The sequence below is a fragment of the Pseudomonas sp. TH08 genome, assembly GCF_016651275.1.
GTDB lineage: Bacteria > Pseudomonadota > Gammaproteobacteria > Pseudomonadales > Pseudomonadaceae > Aquipseudomonas.
The window spans coordinates 539,441-553,532 of sequence record NZ_JAEKEE010000005.1; the positions used below are offsets into that span (position 1 = coordinate 539,441).

The 14,092-nt window shown below is 57.9% G+C and carries 17 protein-coding genes; 15 read left to right on the forward strand and 2 right to left on the reverse strand.

Annotated elements, in window-relative coordinates:
• Positions 1–25 precede the first annotated feature (25 nt).
• The gene (rpoS, locus tag JFT91_RS25905) at positions 26–1,036 is read left to right on the forward strand and encodes an RNA polymerase sigma factor RpoS (RefSeq protein WP_047299921.1); all 1,011 of its coding nucleotides are present in this window, start codon (positions 26–28) and stop codon (positions 1,034–1,036) included.
• 648 nt (positions 1,037–1,684) lie between these two features.
• Here rpoS and fdxA read toward each other — a convergent pair.
• Positions 1,685–2,008 (reverse strand): ferredoxin FdxA, encoded by a 324-nt coding sequence (gene fdxA, locus JFT91_RS25910; protein ID WP_064393166.1) that lies wholly within the window; start codon positions 2,006–2,008, stop codon positions 1,685–1,687.
• Positions 2,009–2,171: 163 nt separating this feature from the next.
• Positions 2,172–4,754 (reverse strand): DNA mismatch repair protein MutS, encoded by a 2,583-nt coding sequence (gene mutS / locus JFT91_RS25915; RefSeq protein WP_201234266.1) that lies wholly within the window; start codon positions 4,752–4,754, stop codon positions 2,172–2,174.
• A gap of 208 nt (positions 4,755–4,962) precedes the next feature.
• Here mutS and JFT91_RS25920 point away from each other — a divergent pair, with 208 nt between their 5' ends.
• From JFT91_RS25920 to JFT91_RS25985, 14 genes are all read left to right on the forward strand, one after another.
• The gene (locus JFT91_RS25920) at positions 4,963–5,697 is read left to right on the forward strand and encodes a LexA family transcriptional regulator (protein ID WP_201227749.1); all 735 of its coding nucleotides are present in this window, start codon (positions 4,963–4,965) and stop codon (positions 5,695–5,697) included.
• Between the two features lie 146 nt (positions 5,698–5,843).
• Positions 5,844–6,032, forward strand: a complete 189-nt coding sequence (locus JFT91_RS25925; RefSeq protein ID WP_201234267.1) for a hypothetical protein — start codon at positions 5,844–5,846, stop codon at positions 6,030–6,032.
• A gap of 302 nt (positions 6,033–6,334) precedes the next feature.
• Complete coding sequence (locus JFT91_RS25930; protein ID WP_201234268.1) at positions 6,335–6,688, forward strand: tail fiber assembly protein; 354 nt, start codon at positions 6,335–6,337, stop codon at positions 6,686–6,688.
• A gap of 97 nt (positions 6,689–6,785) precedes the next feature.
• On the forward strand, positions 6,786–7,187 hold the full coding sequence (locus JFT91_RS25935) for a tail fiber assembly protein (RefSeq protein WP_201234269.1): 402 nt from the start codon (positions 6,786–6,788) through the stop codon (positions 7,185–7,187).
• 151 nt (positions 7,188–7,338) lie between these two features.
• Positions 7,339–7,770, forward strand: coding sequence for a tail fiber assembly protein (locus JFT91_RS25940; protein ID WP_201234270.1), 432 nt, complete (start codon positions 7,339–7,341; stop codon positions 7,768–7,770).
• Between the two features lie 195 nt (positions 7,771–7,965).
• Positions 7,966–8,304, forward strand: a complete 339-nt coding sequence (locus JFT91_RS25945; protein ID WP_201234271.1) for a phage holin family protein — start codon at positions 7,966–7,968, stop codon at positions 8,302–8,304.
• 70 nt (positions 8,305–8,374) lie between these two features.
• Complete coding sequence (locus JFT91_RS25950; protein ID WP_201201124.1) at positions 8,375–8,887, forward strand: hypothetical protein; 513 nt, start codon at positions 8,375–8,377, stop codon at positions 8,885–8,887.
• Between the two features lie 3 nt (positions 8,888–8,890).
• Positions 8,891–9,499 (forward strand): phage baseplate assembly protein V, encoded by a 609-nt coding sequence (locus JFT91_RS25955; protein ID WP_201201125.1) that lies wholly within the window; start codon positions 8,891–8,893, stop codon positions 9,497–9,499.
• Positions 9,500–9,513: 14 nt separating this feature from the next.
• Entirely contained in the window at positions 9,514–9,846 is a 333-nt protein-coding gene (locus tag JFT91_RS25960; protein WP_016985063.1) for a phage baseplate protein, read from the forward strand.
• On the forward strand, positions 9,843–10,838 hold the full coding sequence (locus JFT91_RS25965; protein ID WP_201201126.1) for a baseplate J/gp47 family protein: 996 nt from the start codon (positions 9,843–9,845) through the stop codon (positions 10,836–10,838). The genes JFT91_RS25960 and JFT91_RS25965 overlap by 4 nt, the downstream gene beginning before the upstream one ends.
• Positions 10,835–11,470 (forward strand): phage tail protein I, encoded by a 636-nt coding sequence (locus JFT91_RS25970; RefSeq protein ID WP_201201127.1) that lies wholly within the window; start codon positions 10,835–10,837, stop codon positions 11,468–11,470. The genes JFT91_RS25965 and JFT91_RS25970 overlap by 4 nt, the downstream gene beginning before the upstream one ends.
• Positions 11,471–13,084 (forward strand): phage tail protein, encoded by a 1,614-nt coding sequence (locus tag JFT91_RS29785; RefSeq protein ID WP_242489363.1) that lies wholly within the window; start codon positions 11,471–11,473, stop codon positions 13,082–13,084. It abuts the gene before it with no gap.
• Positions 13,085–13,093: 9 nt separating this feature from the next.
• A complete protein-coding gene (locus tag JFT91_RS25980) occupies positions 13,094–13,672 on the forward strand; it encodes a phage tail protein (protein ID WP_242489364.1) in 579 nt (192 codons plus the stop codon).
• A gap of 234 nt (positions 13,673–13,906) precedes the next feature.
• Positions 13,907–14,092: a hypothetical protein gene (locus JFT91_RS25985; RefSeq protein ID WP_201201129.1), complete on the forward strand. Its 186-nt coding sequence runs from the start codon at positions 13,907–13,909 to the stop codon at positions 14,090–14,092.

Here is a 14,092-nt window from a genome sequence, read left to right on the forward strand (position 1 = left end):
TCGAACTCACCAAAGGACTATAACAATGGCTCTCAGTAAAGAAGTGCCGGAGTTTGACATCGACGATGAGGTTCTCCTTATGGAGGCCGGCATCGATTCGGAATCTTCGATGTCGAATGATGAAGGGGCTGCTCCACCTTCCGTTCGTTCCAAATCCAAACAATCCGCCTCACTTAAACAACACAAGTACATCGACTACACGCGTGCACTTGATGCCACGCAGTTGTATCTCAACGAGATCGGCTTTTCCCCATTGCTCTCCCCTGAGGAAGAAGTTCATTTTGCGCGCTTGTCGCAAAGTGGCGATCCGGCCGGGCGCAAACGCATGATTGAAAGTAACCTGCGCCTGGTGGTGAAAATCGCCCGGCGTTATGTCAATCGGGGGCTGTCGCTGCTGGATCTGATCGAAGAGGGCAACCTCGGGCTGATCCGCGCGGTGGAAAAGTTCGACCCTGAACGCGGTTTCCGCTTCTCGACCTACGCGACCTGGTGGATTCGTCAAACCATCGAGCGCGCGATCATGAATCAGACCCGGACCATCCGGTTGCCGATTCATGTGGTCAAGGAACTCAACGTGTACCTGCGCGCTGCACGAGAGCTGACGCAAAAGCTCGACCACGAACCTTCACCCGAAGAAATCGCCAACCTGCTGGAAAAACCGGTAGGCGAGGTCAAGCGCATGCTTGGTCTGAATGAACGGGTTTCTTCGGTCGACGTCTCGCTGGGTCCGGATTCGGATAAAACCCTGCTGGACACCCTTACAGATGATCGCCCAACCGATCCATGTGAACTGTTGCAGGATGACGACCTGTCGCAGAGCATCGATCAATGGCTGTCCGAACTGACCGACAAGCAGCGCGAGGTGGTCATCCGCCGCTTCGGCCTGCGCGGCCATGAAAGCAGCACGCTCGAAGATGTAGGCCTGGAGATCGGCCTGACCCGGGAACGGGTGCGGCAGATCCAGGTAGAGGGCCTCAAGCGCCTTCGTGAAATCCTTGAGAAGAATGGCCTGTCGAGCGAGTCGCTGTTCCAGTAAGCGCTTCAAACGACCGCCCGCAAAAAGCCCCGACTGGTTCGGGGCTTTTTGTTGCTCGCGATTGAATGGCTCAACGATACCTTGTGGTGAGGGAGCTTGCTCCCGCTGGGTTGTGCAGCAGCCCCAAGTACTGGTGAGCGCTGCGCACTCAAGCGGGAGCACGCTCCCTCGCCACAGGTCAGGTGCCCGCCTTTTTCGCGGTGTCCGTACCTTTGTAGTCTCGCGATGTAAGCCTTTGCTTACTCTTCCGTAAGTGTTCGTTATTTTTAGCCTGTGGCAGAAGTCCACTCTTCACGTTGGTCCTATCTAACCTATTGATTTAACTATTTATTTTTTAATGTGAAGTGCTTATGACAGCGCCTCCAGACGTATTCGGCCCGTTGCTCCTGACAGGGAACTCTTTAGTATCAGCGCTGTGTCGACGGACAGACACGCCCTTCAAGGATGAGGGGAATGGACATCGCAGGACGCGATTCATCAGGACGATGAAAAGGAATACAGGGAATAGGGAAAAAATGTGGGCGGGTCAAACCGCCCCTTTTTTTGTCCGCAGAAAAGTCAGCTCATACAGGAGCTACCGCAGGCTGCGATCTTCTATGGACAAAAAAAAGGCCCGCAAGGGACCTTTTGATTCGAGCGCGGGACAGATCAGCGTTCGAGGTCTTTGATCTTGCCTTTGACGCCATCCCACTCTTCGGCATCCGGCAGCGATTCTTTCTTCTCGGTGATGTTCGGCCAGATTTCAGCCAGATCAACGTTCAGTTGAATGAATTCCTGCATATCCTCTGGAACCTCATCCTCGGAGAAAATTGCCACGGCCGGGCATTCTGGTTCGCACAGGGCGCAGTCGATGCATTCATCCGGGTGAATCACCAGGAAGTTCGGGCCTTCGTAAAAGCAGTCCACCGGACACACTTCTACGCAGTCGGTGTACTTGCACTTGATGCAGTTGTCGGTGACGACGAAGGTCATTTCTAATTTTCTCCTCAGGCGGCGGCAGCGTTGCCCCTTCACGGTTGGGGTCGCCAGGTTCGGGAGTGATGTCTGCCAGCCAGGCTATTAGCCAGCAGCATCCCAAACCGCGCGAGATTCTAACAGCTTGAAGCCGTTTGCGTTATATCCGCTTCTTTAGTGCTTATATCCGATTCTTCAGTGCATAGAGCATTTCGAGCGCACGGCGTGGGGTCATGTCATCCAGATCCACTTTCGCCAGTTCGTCGAGCACCGGGTGCGGCAGGCTGGCGAACATGTCACTTTGCTGCGGCGCTGCTGGTTTGCCCTTGGCGGCGGGTTTAGGCGCCTCATGCGGCAACGCGGTGTCTTCCAGTCGGCTCAAGTGCTCACGCGCACGCACGATCACTTCACTGGGCACGCCCGCCAATTGCGCCACTGCCAGGCCATAGCTTTGGCTGGCGGGCCCCGGCAGTACGTGGTGCAGGAACACGATGCGTTCGTTGTGCTCGGTGGCGTTGAGGTGCACGTTGGCCACCAATGGCTCGGCTTCCGGCAACACGGTCAGTTCGAAATAGTGGGTAGCGAACAGAGTATAGGCGCGCAGATGCGCCAGGCGCTCGGCGGCAGCCCACGCCAGCGACAGACCGTCGAAGGTGCTGGTGCCGCGTCCGACTTCGTCCATCAGCACCAGACTGCGTTCAGTGGCGTTGTGCAGGATGTTCGCGGTTTCGCTCATTTCAACCATGAAGGTCGAACGGCCACCCGCCAAATCATCGCTGGAACCGATACGGGTGAAGATGCGGTCAACCAATGACAGTTCACAGGCGGCCGCCGGCACGAAGCTGCCAATGTGCGCTAGCAGCACAATCAATGCGGTTTGGCGCATGTAGGTGGATTTACCGCCCATGTTCGGACCTGTAATTACCAGCATGCGCGTGTTGTCATCCAGGCTCAGGTCGTTGGCCACAAACGGCGTGGTCAGCACTTGCTCGACTACCGGGTGGCGACCCTGGGTGATGCGCATGCACGGCTCGCTGACGAAGCGCGGGCAATTCAGGTCAAGGTTCAGCGCACGCTCGGCGAGGTTGCTCAGTACGTCCAGTTCGGCCAGAGCGCCGGCAGTGTCCTGTAAGGGCGGCAACTGGCTGATCAAATCTTCCAGCAGTGCTTCGTAAAGCATTTTCTCGCGCGCCAGAGCGCGGCTCTTGGCCGACAGCGCCTTGTCTTCGAACTCTTTAAGCTCAGGGGTGATGAAACGCTCGGCGCCTTTCAGCGTCTGGCGACGGATGTAGTCGGCCGGCGCCGACTCGGCCTGCTTGCTCGGCAGTTCGATGAAGTAGCCGTGGATGCGGTTGTAGCCGACTTTCAAGTGGGACAAGCCGGTACGGGCCTTCTCGCGGGCTTCCAGATCGATGAGGAATTGACCGGCGTTCTCGCTCAGCGATTGCAACTCGTCGAGTTCACTGTCGTAACCGGTTTTCAGCACACCGCCATCACGGATCACCGCCGGCGGGTTGTCGATGATGGCTTTTTCCAGCAGCGCCGCCAATTCCGGGTAAGTGCTGGTGGTGGTTGCCAAACGTTGCAGGTGCGGCGCTTCCAGGTCGGTCATCGCCACTTGCAGTTCAGGCAGCGCGCCTAGGGCGTCACGCAGACGTGCGAGGTCACGAGGGCGCGCATTGCGCAGGCCGATTCGCGCGAGAATTCGCTCGATGTCGCCGATTTCCTTGAGCTGCGGTTGCAGCTTCTCGAAGCGATAGCCGTCGAGCAGGCAAGTGATCGAGGTCTGGCGCGCCAGCAATACGGTCAGGTCACGCAGCGGACGGTTCAGCCAACGAGTCAGCAAACGACTGCCCATGGCGGTCTGGCAACGATCGACCACCGATTGCAGGGTGTTGTCGCGGCCGCCGGCCAGGTTGGTGTCGAGTTCCAGGTTGCGTCGGCTGGCACCGTCGAGCACGACAGTATCATCGAGACGTTCGTGGCGCAGGCTGCGCAAGTGGGGCAGGGCGGTACGCTGGGTTTCCTTGGCATAAGCCAGCAGGCAACCGGCGGCGCCGATGGCCAGGGTCAGGTTCTCGCAGCCGAAGCCTTTCAGGTCCTGGGTGGAAAACTGTTGGCAGAGACTTTTCAGCGCCGAGTCGCGCTCGAAATCCCACGGAGCGCGACGACTGACGCCACGGCGCTTTTCCGCCGGCAAGTCCCTTGGCCAGTCATCCGGGATCAGCAACTCAACCGGGTTGATCCGCTCCAGTTCCGCCAGCAGATTCTCCCAACCCTTGATTTCCGACACGCTGAAGCTGCCGCTGGTGATGTCCAGCACGGCCAGGCCGAACAGACGCTCATCACCCAACAACGCTGCGATCAGGTTGTCGCGGCGCTCATCCAGCAGCGCCTCATCACTGACCGTCCCCGGCGTGAGGATCCGCACCACCTGACGCTCAACCGGGCCTTTGCTGGTCGCCGGGTCGCCGACCTGCTCGCAAATCACCACGGACTCGCCGAGCTTGACCAGTTTCGCCAGATAACCTTCCGCCGCGTGATAAGGAATCCCGCACATCGGAATCGCCTGTCCCGCCGACTGCCCGCGCGCGGTCAGGGTGATGTCTAGCAGCTTGGCGGCCTTCTTCGCGTCCTCGTAGAAGATCTCGTAGAAGTCGCCCATGCGGTAGAACATCAGCTGATCCGGGTGCTGATTTTTCAGGCGCCAGTACTGCTGCATCATCGGGGTGTGGGAGGACAGGTCGGAGACGGCTTTATTCATCGGATTGTCAGGCAACTCGTTAAAAAATGTAGGGCAAAAGCGGGGCAACCGCCGGGCTTTTCCGCGATGGGCGCAAGGTTACCATGGGCGGTCTCCCCAACGCAGGCATGGCGGCTCGCTGACACTTTTCTGCATAAAACGAGACTTATGCACGATTTATGCAAATCAGCATTTGTCTTCGATAAAAACTTCAAGCACTATGCGCGTTATGCAAAAACGCAACGTATCCTCCGTTTTAAGAGCACTGCTCGACCAGCACGGGATCTCCCCTACGGAGCTCCACCGTCGCACCGGCGTGCCTCAATCCACTCTCTCGCGGATTCTCAGCGGGAAGATCGTCGATCCTTCGGATAAACATATTTCGAAGATCGCCGAATACTTCAATGTGAGTACCGATCAATTGCGTGGGCGCGCGGATGTCGCACAGACGTCCGGCGGCGCGCGCGATGATGTGCATGCAGAACTCAAGGACATAATGCTGTGGGACGACGATACCCCTGTCGATGATGACGAGGTGTCCGTGCCGTTTCTTCGCGAGGTTGAATTGGCAGCAGGATCAGGAAGATTCGTCATCGAAGAGAGCGAGCGCTCCAGCCTGCGTTTCGGCAAGCGCAGCCTGCGCCATAACGGTGTGCAGTTCGACCAGGCCAAATGCGTGACCGTGCGCGGCAACAGTATGCTGCCGGTGCTGCGCGACGGCGCTACCGTCGGTGTGAATGCGGGCAAGTGCGGCATCGGCGACATCATTGATGGCGACCTTTATGCGATCAATCACAACGGCCAGTTGCGCGTGAAGCAGCTCTATCGCCTGCCCACCGGCATTCGCTTGCGCAGCTTCAATCGTGACGAGCATCCGGACGAGGACTACAGCTTCCAGGAGATCCAGGAAGAGCAGATCGTCATCCTCGGTCACGTCTTCTGGTGGGGCATGTACGCCCGCTAACCGAACTGTCTTCAGATAAACCCGCCCATCGGCGGGTTTTTTTTCGCCCGCAAGAAACCAGCAACCCTTGAACGGCGGGGCTTCCATGCGTTCGCGCATTTTAATGCATAAATAAATGCATTTGCGCATTGACTGGATATGCATACATGCATATTATTACCACCAAGCCGCTCGACAAAGCGGCTGGAAACGAAAGCTCTTTAGTTCCACAAGAACAGGCAGCGATGAACCGGCCTCAACGGTTCAGAGGGTTGGCAACTGACCCGGGTGTGCAGCGTAAAGCACCAGAAGCAGTTATCCGGCGGGCAGGGACCGCGGTCGGAAAAACAATTTGAATGGACTCGTACCGCGCCAGTAGCGCCGAAAAGTCAGCTTCCTTCTGGGTTACAGGATTTGAAGGAAGGCGAAGGAGCGCATTACTGAAAAGCCCGGCCCAGCGCCGGGCTTTTTGGAATGCCGACCTGGGGAGGTTAACAGTAGGCCAATAATTTCAGGCCCGCAGCTGTTGTGCAGAATAGAAACGTCCATTCGATAAAAATGACTCAAGAGAAAGCCTATGAAACGCTATGCATCTGTTCCAACCTTTTATAAAACTCCTTATTTGACTGTCACGAAAGTGCTGTAAACCAACGAAGGCATGCCAACGGCCGGCCCGGATGGGGTTCAAGGCAATTGGCACGATGTAACAAGTAATACCGCTATTCAAGTTGGATGGAAGGTTGAGTGTTTCTTCGACAGAGGCTGGGTCTTCTCGGCGCCGACTTATGATGATCAGTTGAGCCTGGCCACTAATTACATGCAGGAGCGCTTCAATGAGGTCGTGCGCCGACTGACGTTCAACCCATTGCAATACAAAGTAGATCTCGGCACCGCTACTGCAGCTGACGAGGCGACATTGATTTCTTGCAAACAATACGCCATCGCTGTCAGCGAAATCGTAAACCAATCCGGATATCCATCCTCGATCAATTGGCCCGCCGCTTCGTTCTGACTTTGTGAATGAAGCCTTTGCTGAAAGGTTCGGTGCATAACCGGAAAATCTGAAGATGAATGCGTCTTCTGGAAATACCAATTCAAGGAGTTATGGAATGCATCTATTTGCGCTCGTACAAGGATCGAAAGTTACCCGTTTGGTAGAGAGTGAAGAGATGCCGGGTACGGCGTCGCCCTTTGACACCTGGGTTGATGTAACCGGCAACACGGAAGTTGCAGTGAATGATCGCGCTTCCTTCAACGGCGGCTGGACATTCACAAAAACAACCAACGCGGAGCTGATCAGCGAGATCAACTATGAATCGCTGATGCGGTTAAGAGACATTGATAACCGCCTGCTTCTAAGTTCTGCGCAGTTCAAGGTCGATCTTGGCGTCGCCGATCTGGCCGATGTGACGTTGTTGCAGGATTGCAAGCTGTATGCCATTGCCATCAGCGATATCAACAAGCAAGCCGGTTATCCACAAATCGTAAACTGGCCGGTTGCTCCGTTCTAATTCAACTGGGCGCGGCAGTCCGAAGCCGGTTGTGCATTACTGAAAATCCCTGCCCGAGCGCCGGGCTTTTTGGAATGCTCGTTTGAGCAGACCCCCTGCAATGAACGTCGTACAGAGCAGGACTTAGTTATATAAACAAAAGGAAATTGGAATGAATCGTTATGCACTGATGGAGTTGATCAGCGGGTACAGCTTTTATCTGGTCAGCCAAATCGTGGAGGCTGAAAGTAATCCGCCACTTCCTGGACAATCAGGCGGAATGGACTACTGGATGGATGTCACCGCAAACCCAGCGGCTCAAGTTGGCTTGATATACAAATACCTCGGTTCGGAACCGGTCTTTGTACAACCCGTCTATGGGGACTACGTTGCCATTGCCGTTTCCCGCAAGAAACAACGTTTTGAAACTGCGGCCAGTTGGCTGACGTATAACCCCATGCAGTACCGGGTAGAGCTTGGTGCTGCAAGCCAGGCAGAGGTAGCGCAGTGGCAAGCCTACAAACAGTACATCGTTGACTTGAGTGAGATTAACGATCAACCGGGTTATCCAACGGCGCTCAATTGGCCAACTGCTCCGTTCTGATGCAAATCGATATCTGCACGGGTCTTTGAATGCATGCGGAAAAACCGGGTTTATTGCCGGGTTTTTCTGCATGACTTGCACTATCGGATCGTGCGTTATCACTGGACAAGGCACAACTTGCGGGCATTCCTGGAATACCCGCTTTCAGAGACATCGTTTGAATCAACACTCATCCAACACACCAGGAGGCGTGACATGACAAACGAGCAACAAGCGTTGGCGGACATGCCGATCTGGCTGGTCATCCTGCTCGCCCTGGTGGGCGGCGTGTCCGGCGAAATGTGGCGCGCTGACAAGGAGGGCGCCCGCGGCTGGGCGTTGATGCGGCGCCTGGCGCTGCGCTCCGGCGCCTGCGTCATCTGTGGCGTATCGGCGATCATGCTGCTGTATGCCGCCGGCATGTCGATCTGGGCCGCCTGCGCGATTGGCTGCCTGACGGCGATGGCCGGCGCCGACGTGGCCATCGGTCTGTACGAACGCTGGGCCGCCAAGCGCATCGGCGTCTGCGAAGTTCCACCCCGCGACCAGCCTTAACCTTGAATATTCTTCGTGCCGCCCTTTGGGCGGCAGGACTGCGCGTGGACGATTGAGAAGGAGGTCATGTATGCCCACACCGATCCAGCAGCCGTCGCAACTGTTCACAGCCATCGCGACGACGCTGCGCAACACCCCGGGGCTCAACATCTTTGTTGGCAAGCACGACGATTTCACTGCTCCTGGCGATCAGGCCTGGGTGCTGATCGATTTCGACCGAAATGCATCTGGATTGCGCCCCGCTGATGGGCGTATTGCTCATGTCATGACGTTGTCATTGCAAGTCATCCCGGCGCTTGCTGCGACCGCGTTTGCAGCGTGCGATCTGGTCGCCGTACTGAAAAATCTGATCACCGACAACCGTTGGGGTCTGCCCGGTGAACAATGTGATCTGCCGATGAATATCGATGGTTTGCCGTCATTGTTGGGCCAGCAATACAAGGCCTGGACTTTGACGTTCGATCAGACGCTTTACCTCGGTCCGACCTTGCTCGACGACCCGTTGGGCACGCCGAAATTTGCCCGAACCTGGGAAGTCAGCAACATCGACGATCCCGATCAATACACTGCGCTGGAGGGCTGACCGATGTTCGACGCAATGCTGCGCATGCAACTCGGCCCGATCATCGAGCGGCTTGCCGAGATGGAGGCGGAGATCGATGACTTGCACCGACGCGCCGAGAGTTTTTGTCGCATCGGCATTTGCCAGTCAGTCGATGCCGCCAGCAATACCTGCCAGGTCAGTCACGGTGGCTTGTTGACGCCCGCTATCAAATTCTTCAACCCGAGTGCCGGCGCGCAAAGCGAGTCGCGGATTCCAACGGTGGGCGAGCAGTGCCTGCTGTTCAACTACGGCAGTGGCGAAAGCGGTGCGCAATCGGTGGCGTTGTTCGGCTTGAACAGCGACCGGTTTCCACCCGCCGCGACGGTGCCGACGCTGACCCGTCGAGTGCATCAGGACGGCAGCGAAAGCGGCTACGACGACGCCACTCATATCCTGCACTGGCAGAACGGCCCGGCAGCTTTCAGCGGTTCTCGCGAGTCGCTTGCAATGAATATCGGCCCGGCGCAACTGACGATGACGCCGCAGCTGATCACCCTGCAATTGGGTGTCGTCGGCCTCACCATTGACGCTTCGGGCGTGCACTTCAGCGGCCCATTGGTCGATCACCAGGGCCGCGTCATCAGCCCCTGATTCAAGAGCCTTCCATGATCGGAATCGATAGAGACAGCGGGGCCACGGTCGACGACTGGCTGCAGTTTGTGCAGCGCGCGACCCGGGCCCTGACCACGCCGCTGGGCACCCGGCAAAAACGGCCTTTGTACGGATCGCTGATCCCCACGCTGTTGGGGCAGAACCTCGGCGATGACGTCCTGCTTTTGGCGCAGAGCCATGCGGCGCAAGCGTTCTATAACAAGCAAAACGGCATCGATGATTTTCAGCCGCAAGTGATCGTCGCCAGCCGTCAGGGCGCCGGTCTGCTGCTGCGTTTCGCCGGCACCTGGAAAAATCGCCAACAGACTTTCGAGGTTGTGACATGAGCATGTTGATTCCCGGCCAGAACCAATTGGCCGAACCCTCGCTGATCACCGTTGAGGCTTTCGAAGAACTGCTCGCCGAGTTCAAGACGTTCGTCATCGAATACGTCGGTGCGCGAGCGCCGGACAGCGCAGCGAAACTCAAGACCAGCCTGGAAAACGAAAGCGAGTTGCTGACAATGGCGCTCGAGGCCTTCTGTGTTCGGCTGCAAACCCACGAACGCAAATACAACGCTCGCATCAAGCAGATGCTGGCGTGGTGGGCGACCGGCAGCAACCTCGATGCGCGCTTGGCGGACATGGGCCTGGAGCGACAGTTGCTCGATCCGGGCGACCCGGCGGCCTTCCCGCCGGTGCCAGCGATTTATGAAAGTGATGACGACGCTCGTCTGCGTTATTACCTGGCGCCGCACGCCCCGGCAGCGGGCTCGCGGATGCAGTATCGCCGCGAAGTCTTCACCCTTGGCGAACGGCCGACGGTCAAAGTCGAATCCACCGATGCCGGTGTAGTCAACGTCACTTACACCTTCAACCCGGACGGCCTCGCTGCGCAGGTCAAGGACGGCAATGGCCGCCGCACCGCGCCCGGCGAAGTGCAGGTCACGGTACTGTCGCGCGACGGCGATGGCACGCCTTCCGAGGCGTTGCTTGAAGGTGTCCGCCAACACTTCGCCCGGCCGGATGTGCGCCCTGAAACCGACCTCGTCACCGTGCAGGCCGCCGACATTCAGCGCTATAAAATCCGCGTCGTCGCCAAGATCAATTCCGGCCCTGATTCGGGCCTGACCAAGGTCGCTGCGCAACACCAGTTGCAGGCCTATGCCGACAGTTGTCATCGCCTCGAAGGCCGGGTCGATCCGAGCTGGATCGACTACACGCTGCACAGCGCCGGCGCCGTGCAATTGCAGATTGTTGAACCGCTGACGCCGGTTGTGTGCAGCGCTTTTCAAGCGCCGTACTGCACATCAGTTGAAGTCGAGGTGCTGACCCTATGAGTGAGCAAATTCAGCGCCCGACGCTGCTGCCGGCCAACAGCTCAGCCCTCGAACGAGGACTGGATCTGGGCTTCGGCGCTTTGCTGGATCGCATCGCGCCGCCGTTTCCCGAGCTTATGAATCCGAGTGAAACGCCTGTCGCGTTTTTGCCGTATCTGGCAGCGGATCGCGGCGTCGCCGAATGGAGCACCGCCGCACCGGAAGCGGAAAAACGCCTCACCGTCGAACTCGCCTGGCCCACCGCGCGCCAGGCCGGCACTCGCAAGGCACTGGAAAACGCCGCCAAGGGTTTGCAACTGCGCCCGGAGATCCGCGCCTGGTACGAGCAAACGCCACTAGGCACGCCCTACAGCTTTTCCGTGCGTGCCTTCAGCGACCAACCCTACAGCGAAGAAATCGACGCCCGTCTCGACCGACGCCTGGCTGATGCCAAAAGCGAACGCGATGTGCTGTCGGTCTCGGTCGGGCTGAGCGCATTCGGCAGTCATTACATCGGCGCAGCGACATTTTGCGGCGAACTGACCACGGTTTATCCGGTGTTCATCGAAGGGCTCGAAACCTCGGGAGAGGCGTTCCTGGCTGCTGGCATGTACACCGTCGAAACATCCACTATTTATCCTCAGGGGGCCTGAATGGCTGACTATTACACCCTGCTCACCAACGCAGGGATTGCCTACGAAACGGCGTGCAAGGCCGCGGGCACGCCGATCAAGTTGACGCAGATTTCTGTCGGCGATGGCGGCGGCTCGGTCTACAACCCGGCCGCGACCGCCACGGCGCTGAAACGCGAAGTCTGGCGCGGGCCGCTCAATGCACTCTTCCAGGACGAGAAGAACCCGAGTTGGCTGCTCGCCGAAGTGACCATCCCTCCTGACGTTGGCGGCTGGTACGTGCGTGAGGCCGGGTTGTGGACCGACACTGGCGTTCTCTACGCCATCGTTAAATATCCGGAGTCGTTCAAACCGGTGTTGGCTACATCAGGCTCGGGGAAAGAGTTTTACATTCGCTCGATCTTCGAGACTAGCAATGCATCGCTGGTGACGTTGTTGATTGATGACACGGTGGTTAAAGCCACACGTGCCTGGGTCATGAGTTACCTCGCGGAAGAGCTTGGCAAACTGGATGGCAAGCAATCGGTGCGCGTCGCGGCCTCTACCAACATCGTATTGAACGGTGCGCAACAGATTGACGGTGTGGCTGTGATTGCTGGCGACCGCGTGTTGCTGCCGAATCAGACGCTGGCCAAGGACAACGGCCTGTGGATCGTTGCCAACGGCGACTGGGTGCGGGCGACCGATGCCAACAGCAGCGCCAAGGTTACGCCGGGCCTGACGGTCATGGTGGAGGAGGGCACGGCCAACGGTGATTCGCTGTGGCACCTGACCACCAATGCGCCGATCACCCTCGGCACTACCGCGCTGACCTTCAAGATGCTGGCAGGGCGCACCGGGATTGCTGCCGGTACTTACAAGAGTCTGACTGTTGACGAATATGGCCGGGCGACTGCCGGGGCGAATCCCGAGACGCTGGCCGGGTTTGGCATCACTGATGCCCTCGGGATCAACGGAACAGCGGTTGCCGCTCGTAAGCTTGAAACGGCGCGCAGTATTGCCATTTCCGGCGCAGCGAGCGGTAGCACTACGTTTGACGGCTCGGCAAACGCCAACATTTCCCTAGCGTTGGCCGACTCGGGCGTTTCTGCCGGCACTTACACAAAAATTGCCGTCAATGCCAAAGGGTTGGCTACCAGCGGCGGGAACCTGATTGCATCGGATATCCCCGCTCTGGACTGGAGCAAGATCAGCTCAGGAAAACCCAATACATTGGCGGGCTACGGAATTGTCGATAGCTATACCCAAGGCCAGACCAACAGCGTTGTCAGCACTGCGTTCGCCAACTTCTCTGCGGCTAACCTCCAGGTTCCAGCATTTATCAACGGCTTCACCGACAACCATTCCTCCCGATACTGGAGAGCCAATGGCAACGTCTATGTGAGCGTCGATGCCGCGCGCTGGGTCAGTAACGGTGCCGATGCGTTGGTCATGTTCACGCTTCCACCGGGCTTTCGTCCCCTCAGCAGAGTGAGCGGTCCAGGCGGTTGGGCGACCAGTGGTCAGCTTGGGTTCGGTTTGTTGTCGTGGCGCGCGGAAACCACGGGCGAAGTTGTCCTGGACTACTCGATTGGATCGACGTCGGGCGTGAGTGGTTATCGCTGCCAGTTCTGTTTCTGTGTTCAAGCGATTTAAGGGGGCAATATGATTTTTGTCATTGATCAAACCGGGCGATTTCTCTATGCCACCGATGCCCCGGACGGGTCCGTAAACTGGACGGCTGTCCAACTGCCTCAACCTTGCTGGAATCCGCGATTCAAAGGTGAGCGAATCAGTGATGCCGGCGAATGGAAAGGCCAATGGGAGCATGACGGCGAGCCGGTGCCTACCGTCGCTGACCTGTGCGCGAGGATTGATAACTACGCCGACCAGGCGCGGCGGAATTTTGCAGTCGATCCACTCCGGGCGATCGAATACGAACGCGTCGCGGCCGAGGCGCAAGCTTTCAAAGACGCCGGCTACCCCGAAAATGCGGTACCACGCAGTGTTGCTGCCTGGGCAATCTCGGGCCGAACGTCTCAGGAAGCGGCCGACGATATCCTGATCGAGGCCACAAGGTACGCGGAGGTCCTTTACCTGATCCGCGAAAGACGTCTGGAGGCGAAAGAGCTGATCAAGGCGAGGATTGCAATTGGTGCAATCGATGAAGCCCGACAGATCGTCGACAAAGCAGTCAAGGCTATTCAAGCGGCCACTGCTGGCGTTGAACGTGCGCAGGGTTAAAGGTGCGCGTCGTACGTCTTTAGTTCCGCAGAGCGAATAGTCCAAGGAGTGCACGGACCCCTGAGCTCATCACCCAGACGGATCCTGGTACTGCCGGTACCAGCCGGATTCAGCCTGAACCGGCACCTCATAAAACGTCCCGTTTATCGGGGCGTTTTATTTGACGGCCAATACATTCAACACCCGCCAAGCCCCTCCCCACGAGGGGCTTTCCCGTTTATGGAGAAACGAAAAATGGCAACCCGCCAAACCTACACCGTGCTCGTTCCATTCCCCACCGGCGGTGGGCACTGGTCGAGCGTCGGTCAAGACCTTGATCTGCTCGACGTCGAGGCCAGTGCCTTGCAGTTCGCCGGTCGACTGGAACTGAAAACTCCCTCCACTCAGGCCAAAAAGGCCGCTGCCAAGAAGGCTGACTAA